The organism is Flagellimonas pelagia, from assembly GCF_003584135.1.
Classification (GTDB): Bacteria; Bacteroidota; Bacteroidia; order Flavobacteriales; family Flavobacteriaceae; genus Flagellimonas; species Flagellimonas pelagia.
The window spans coordinates 64,525-71,367 of record NZ_QXFI01000012.1; the positions used below are offsets into that span (position 1 = coordinate 64,525).

Annotated in this window: 7 protein-coding genes; 3 read left to right on the forward strand and 4 right to left on the reverse strand. The window is 47.2% G+C overall.

Features of this window, described 5'->3' with window-relative positions; all coding sequences use genetic code 11:
- Nucleotides 1–4 precede the first annotated feature (4 nt).
- Nucleotides 5–469: an ASCH domain-containing protein gene (locus D2V05_RS04370; protein ID WP_119646314.1), complete on the forward strand. Its 465-nt coding sequence runs from the start codon at nt 5–7 to the stop codon at nt 467–469.
- Between the two features lie 42 nt (nt 470–511).
- Here the strand turns inward: D2V05_RS04370 and D2V05_RS04375 are convergent, their stop codons facing one another.
- The 4 genes from D2V05_RS04375 to D2V05_RS04390 are packed head-to-tail and all read right to left on the reverse strand — an operon-like array spanning nt 512 to nt 4,372.
- Nucleotides 512–1,648, reverse strand: a complete 1,137-nt coding sequence (locus tag D2V05_RS04375) for a Gfo/Idh/MocA family protein (RefSeq protein WP_119646315.1) — start codon at nt 1,646–1,648, stop codon at nt 512–514.
- Between the two features lie 13 nt (nt 1,649–1,661).
- Nucleotides 1,662–2,891: a nucleoside permease gene (locus D2V05_RS04380; protein ID WP_119646316.1), complete on the reverse strand. Its 1,230-nt coding sequence runs from the start codon at nt 2,889–2,891 to the stop codon at nt 1,662–1,664.
- Between the two features lie 18 nt (nt 2,892–2,909).
- Nucleotides 2,910–3,353, reverse strand: a complete 444-nt coding sequence (locus D2V05_RS04385; protein WP_119646317.1) for a DinB family protein — start codon at nt 3,351–3,353, stop codon at nt 2,910–2,912.
- A 20-nt stretch (nt 3,354–3,373) separates the two neighbouring features.
- Nucleotides 3,374–4,372 (reverse strand): sugar phosphate isomerase/epimerase family protein, encoded by a 999-nt coding sequence (locus D2V05_RS04390; RefSeq protein ID WP_119646318.1) that lies wholly within the window; start codon nt 4,370–4,372, stop codon nt 3,374–3,376.
- 136 nt (nt 4,373–4,508) lie between these two features.
- Between D2V05_RS04390 and D2V05_RS04395 the strand changes: the two genes are divergently transcribed.
- Both D2V05_RS04395 and D2V05_RS04400 read left to right on the forward strand, forming a co-directional pair.
- Nucleotides 4,509–6,227: a GMC oxidoreductase gene (locus D2V05_RS04395; RefSeq protein WP_119646319.1), complete on the forward strand. Its 1,719-nt coding sequence runs from the start codon at nt 4,509–4,511 to the stop codon at nt 6,225–6,227.
- Nucleotides 6,227–6,843, forward strand: a 617-nt coding sequence (locus D2V05_RS04400) for a gluconate 2-dehydrogenase subunit 3 family protein (RefSeq protein WP_147378227.1), incomplete at its 3' end; no start/stop codon positions are given. The genes D2V05_RS04395 and D2V05_RS04400, both read left to right, overlap by 1 nt.

Genomic DNA, 6,843 nt, shown 5'->3' on the forward strand with positions numbered 1-6,843 from the left:
ACTTATGGAAAATGCCTCTGCCCGAAATCTTTGGGGTGATTTTTTGGACGCCCATCTGGAATTTGCCTCCCAGGAAGCTCCAAAGGTCATCCACTTTTGCGATAATGAAAAAGATGCCAACGAATGTGCCGACCTTGTCTGCAAGGAAACCAAAAGGGCAACCACCCATTCGTTGAAAGGTTTGCAGCTACGCAATGAAAAATTGCCCAAGATCGGGGACTTTTACGTGGTTACGGACTGGAACGGAAATGCCAAGTGTGTGATACGGACAACAGCCGTAAAACTAATCCCTTATTTCAGTGTTCGGGAGGAACATGCCCGAAAGGAAGGGGAAGGCGACAAAAGCTTGGAGTATTGGAAAAAGACCCACTGGGATTACTATACCCGTGAGCTTACGCAATTGGGTTCAAGACCTACCGAAAGTATGATCGTGGTGTTCGAAGAGTTTGAAATGCTCTACAAAAAATAATGGCTGCCATTGGCAGCCATTTCTATTATGGTTTGATGGAATTTAATCCATATCGATCCAAATATTTCCTTGTTTGTGGGAAGCCACGGAACTTTCGATAAAGTTGAGTCCGCGAACCCCGTCCAACATGGTCGGGAATTCACCACTGTTGTAGGCTTCGCCTCGAATGGCTTTGGCAACACCCAAATAAATATTGGCCATGGCATCAAAAATACCTTCGGGGTGGCCCGGTGGCAATTTGGTACCATCCAATGACAGTTTGGAATTGTATTGGTGACCCGGTTTGTATACCTGAAGCGGCTCTGGATCGTTCAACTTGTAGAGGTAATTGGGATTTTCCTGTTCCCATTTCAATCCTCCTTTTTGACCGTAAATGGCAATGGAAAGGTTATTCTCCTCCCCTGTAGCCACTTGACTGGCCCTAATGACTCCCTTTACATGTTTCTCCATGCGAATGAGAACGGTTCCATCCATGTCCATTTGGTTGTCATCATATAGGTAATTGAAATCGCACAAAAGAGATTGCACTTGCAAACCTGTGGTAAACTCGATCATGTTGAAGGCATGTACCCCAATATCCCCCATACAAGAGCTGATCCCAGCTTTTTTGGGATCAAGCCTCCAAACGGTTCCACGTTTTTCCTTATCGTGAATGATAGGGTTCATCCAACCCTGATAGTATTGGGCATCTACTTTGTGGACTTTACCAATTACCCCTTCTTTGATCATTTCCCTCATTTGGCGCACCATCGGGTACCCGGTATAAGTATGGGTAACGGCAAACACGGTGCCTGCCTTTTCCAAGGTTTCCTGCAAAATGATGGCTTCTTCATAGGTAGTGGTCATGGGTTTTTCACAAATGACGTGGAACCCATTTTCCAACAATTTTTTGGCCATGGGAAAATGCAAAAAGTTAGGCGTAAGAATGGAGCATACCTGAATACGCTCATCCTCTGGAAGTTTCATCTCCTCTTCCACCAAGGTGTCAAAATCCTTGTAGATTCGATTGGTGGGTACATCAATCTGCTTTGCAAAATCCAAGTTGTCCTCAAAATTCGGGTTGAAGACGGCCCCGACTATTTCATAATTGTCATTGATGAAGGAAGCTACTCGGTGCAATACCCCGATTAGGGAATCGCCACCTCCTCCAAGAATTCCAAGTCTGATCTTTTTCGGCATGTTTTTGTTTTAGTTATGATTTATATTCTATTTTTTCATTTTTGAAGATAATGGCGAACAGGATGAATACAGCTGCCGCGAATGCTGCTGGATAAACCCAAATTTTCTCCCAGGTATGTGTTCCGTCTTCCAACAGCAACGAATCGGTGATCTGTCCCGCAATCCAGAAACCGATCAACATACCCACACCATAGGTGGCCAATGTAATGAGACCTTGGGCGGCACTCTTATATTTTTCCCCTGCTTTGGTATCGGTATAAATCTGACCGGACACAAAGAAGAAGTCGTAGCAAACTCCATGAAGGGCAATACCCAAAATCAACATAAAGGCCAGATCTCCTGCATTGCCATAAGCGAACAGAAGATAGCGCACGGTCCAGGCCAACATCCCTACCAAAATGGTCTTTTTAAACCCAAACTTGGTGAAGAACAACGGCAACAACAACATGAAAAGCACTTCTGAAGCTTGACCAATGGTCATTTTACCGGTTGGGTTGTTCAATCCGATTTCCGTCAAAAATGGGTTGGCATTTTGATAATAAAAAGCCAGCGGAATACAGATCAAAACGGATGAAATGAAAAACACCAAGAAATTCTTGTCCTTCAAAAGTTTCAATGCATCCAATCCCAACACATCTGAGATAGTAACTTTTTCGCTTTTATCCACCCTTGGTGGGGTCTTGGGCAATGTAAAACTAAAGAGGCCCAAAATAGCCGATGCAATGGCAACCATCAAAAAGGTATTCTTCAACATTCCTGCTTCAAGGCTTTCTGGGGAATCCCATAGGAACACATAACTGATTACCAAACCGGCAATGATCCAACCGATGGTTCCAAATACCCTAATGGGTGAAAATTCCTTGGCAGGATCTTTCATTTGGTTGAACGAAATGGAGTTCACCAAGGCCAAGGTGGGCATATAAAGAATCATGTATCCCAATACATAAGGGTAGAACACTGAAAAATCTGTAGTCTGATACATTTGGTACATCAAAAATGCCCCGATCAAATGAAGCACCCCTAGGATACGTTCTGCATTAAAATACCTATCGGCTATCAATCCAATAATGAAAGGAGCAATGATGGCCCCCCATGATTGGGTTGAAAAGGCTTGGGCAATCTCACCCCCGCTTGCCTTAAGATTGGTCCCCAAAAAAGTTCCCAAGGTAACGAACCAACCGCCCCAGATAAAGAATTCTAGGAACATCATGAAGGACAGTTGAAATTTGGTTTTAATATTCATGTAAGTATTAGTTAGTAGTTATCGTTTATAATGTACATAGTCCAAAGGCTCGGGCACCACTCCGGCTTTGCGGAGTTCCATCATGATCTGGCCCCTGTGGTGTGTGGAGTGGTTGATGATATGAAAAAGGATATCCTTTGTCTCGTTGGCAAAGCTCCTACCCTCACTGTTCTCATACCCCACCCGTTTTTCAAAATTATCGGTATTGGAGATAATTTCAAAAGAGGCGCGCTGATTCTCATAATGGATATCTTCCCATTTATCGATTGCGTGCATTTCCCATACACCATATGTATTAGGAATGCCCAACAACCTGTGGTTCCAGATATGGTGGGCATTCAATATGTGGCTGAAAAGCCGTTCGCAGTTCTCCGGAACGCTCTCCAGCGCACTGCATTGTTGGATTATTTTTTTGTTACAATAAAAATTGTAATCGAAGAGCTGGTGCAAAAATCCCTTCATATACCCTCAAATCATTTGGGTTATTCTAGTACTTTTTCTATCAATCTTTTGGTGGCCAAGATACCTTCTTCCTCACTCAGCACATTGCCTTCATATTCCACATCAATATATCCTGAATAACCGGCATCCTCCATAATCTTGATCATTTTGGCAAAATCGATGGTGGTTTCGTTGCCCTCTGCATCAAAATCATAGGATTTACCACTTACCCCTTTGGCATAGGGCATTAATTCCTCCACACCTTTGTATCGGTCATACTCTTCCACACATTTGGATTCGTAGTAATCCCCCGCTTCCCTTTTGATACAGAAATTGCCGAAATCAGGCAGGGTACCTACATTGTCCATACCCACTTTTTCCATTACCTCGGCCAACAACTTTGCATTGGAGGATGGACCACCGTGGTTTTCAATGATCACATTGATTCCCTTGTCCTTGGCATAAGTAGCCAACTGGGTAAGGCCATCAACAGACGCTGGCACCCATTCTTCGGGGTCATGGGTTCCGTTCAGGTTCACACGAATGGAATGGCATCCCAAAGCTGCGGCGGCATCTACCCATTTGTGATGGTTTTCTGCGGCCTCCTTCCTTTCGTTTGCATCTACGGCAGCAAGATTTCCCTGCCCATCTACCATAATAAGCAGATTTTCCAAACCATATTTTTCACTTTCGGCCTTACTCTTGGCTACCCAATTGTTCATGGCTTCTTCCGAAAAATTGGCTGCTTGCAATTCCTTGTAATATAGGGCACTCACATATTCCAGTCCTTCAAAACCCCATTTGCTTGCTTTCTCGGCAAAGGTATAGGGGTCCACACCATCATCAAAAATCATTTTATGGATGGACCACTGGGCCAGCGATATTTTGATATCGGGCTTGGCTTCTTCCATGGCCATCTCTTCTGTTGCTGTTTCATCAGCAGCTTCTTTTTTTGGGTTTTGTTTGCAGGACAAAAACCCGAACAAGGCTACTGCAACAAGGGTCAAAATACTGTTTTGAGCTAAACTTCTTCTGTTCATATTCTTAGGTTGATTAATTTCACATGGTATTCAAAAACTATAACGTTATAGTACTGAATTCTCAATAAACATAGGGTTTAAATGTAGAAAATTAATTTAATAATTAATACATTTAGCAAATAAACAATCCGAATAAATGAGTAAATTTTATTACAACGAGGAGCAGGAATCCTACGATGCCATCGTGGTGGGAACGGGCATCAGTGGCGGTTGGGCCGCCAAGGAGCTCTGCGAGAACGGTCTCAAGACACTGGTCTTGGAACGTGGGCCCATGGTAAAGCACCGCGAGGACTATCCAACGGCCAATATGGACGCCTGGGATTTCCCCCATGCCGGTAGAGCCACTAGAGAAGATATAAAAAAACAGGAAAAGCAATCCAGAACAGGTTATACTACCAGTGCCGCTTCCAAGCATTGGTTCGTAAACGATCTGGAACATCCCTATAACGAGGTAAAGCGTTTCGATTGGATGCGTGGTTACCATGTGGGCGGACGCTCCATCATGTGGGGCCGCCATAGCTACCGCTGGAGCGATATCGACTTCGGCGCCAACAAGAATGATGGTATCGCCGTGGACTGGCCCGTGCGCTACAAGGACATCGCCCCTTGGTACGACAAGGTGGAAAGCTATATCGGTGTATCAGGAGAATTGTTGGGCCTACCGCAATTGCCCGATGGGCAGTTCGAGCCCATGATGGAACTCAATTGCGTGGAAGATATGGTAAGAGGCAAGGTTGCCGAGCATTTTGGTGGTCGTGTGATCACTGCAGGAAGGGTGGCCCACATCAACAGTGACAAGAAATTCGAGGGTGATGGCCGAGTGCGCTGCCAGTTCAGGAACCGATGTATCCGTGGATGTCCTTTCGGGGCCTACTTCAGCAGTGTTTCCTCAACGTTACCTGCAGCAGAGAGAACTGGAAACATGACATTGAGACCAGATTCTATCGTTCACGAAATCATTTATGACCCCAACACCCAAAAAGCAACGGGCGTCAAGGTGATCGACAGGGAGACCAAGGAGGAGTTCGAGTTCAAGGCGAAGGTCATCTTCCTTTGCGCCTCCGCGATAGCTTCCACTTCCATTTTGATGCAATCCAGATCGGACAGGTTCCCTAACGGATTGGGGAACGATTCGGGAGAATTGGGACATAACGTTATGGATCACCACTTCTTGGTAGGTGCCAGTGGCAAATTCGATGGATACGAGGACAAATACTACAAGGGAAGGAAGCCGAACGGGATCTACATCCCAAGGTTCAGGAACCTCGGTGGCGATTCCGACATGAAGACCTTCAAACGGGGTTACGGGTACCAAGGTGGTGCCAGCAGGGGCAATTATGAAGAAATGGTGGCTGAAGCAACCTACGGTCAAGGATACAAGGATGCTGTCCTTACACCAGGCGGATGGACCATGAACATGCTTGCTTTTGGAGAAACGCTACCCTACCACGATAACAAGATGACCCTTGATTACGACAAGAAGGACAAGTGGGGACTTCCCACCGTTACCTTCGACGCGGAAATCAGGGAGAACGAATACAACATGCGTAAAGACATGCAGGATCAAGCAGTCCAAATGTTGGAAAAAGCGGGAGCCAAGGACATTACTCCTTACGATGCTCCTTACGCCCTCGGTTTGGGTATCCATGAGATGGGCACGGCCCGTATGGGCCTCGATCCCAAGACCTCGGTGGTGAACGGGAACAACCAGGTGCACACCTGCAAGAACGTCTACGTGACCGATGGGGCCTTCATGGCCTCTGCCAGCTGCGTGAACCCCTCGCTCACCTACATGGCATTCACCGCAAGGGCCGCCAACCATGCCGCCCAGGAACTCAAAAAAGGAAACATCTAATGGAAAGAAGATCAGCACTCAAGAACATGGGGATGGCCTTCGGCTACGCCGTGGCGACCCCCACACTGTTAAGCCTGCTCCAGGGCTGCAAGGACAAACCGGCCTATGCGGAATGGACGCCCGGCTTTTTGGACAAGGGACAGGGACAGGCCCTGGCCACCACCCTGGACGTGATCCTTCCCAGGACCGATACCCCCTCGGCCACCGAGGTGAACGTGCACGCCTTCATCGACTCCTATCTGGACGAGGTGATGCCCCTGGACCAAAGGGACTTCACAATGATGAAGATGGAGAAGTTCTATGACAGGGCATTGGAGGGCTCCGGCAAGACGGAGCTGGCGGAGCTGGAGGCGGCGGACATCGAGCCGGTGCTCGCCACCTACCTGAAAAAGCGCACCGACGAGGAGGAACAGGCGCACAACGAGGCGGTGATGAACTACATGCAGGCCATCATGCAGGGGGGCGAGGCCACCCTGGACGACGAGGTGGCGCGCTACACCTTCGCCAACGAGCTCAGGGACCTGGCCACATGGGCCTACAAGTCCTCTGAGAAGGTCGGCGAGGAGGTACTGGCCTACCTGCCCATCCCAGGGGAGTACATCGGCTGTGGGGACCT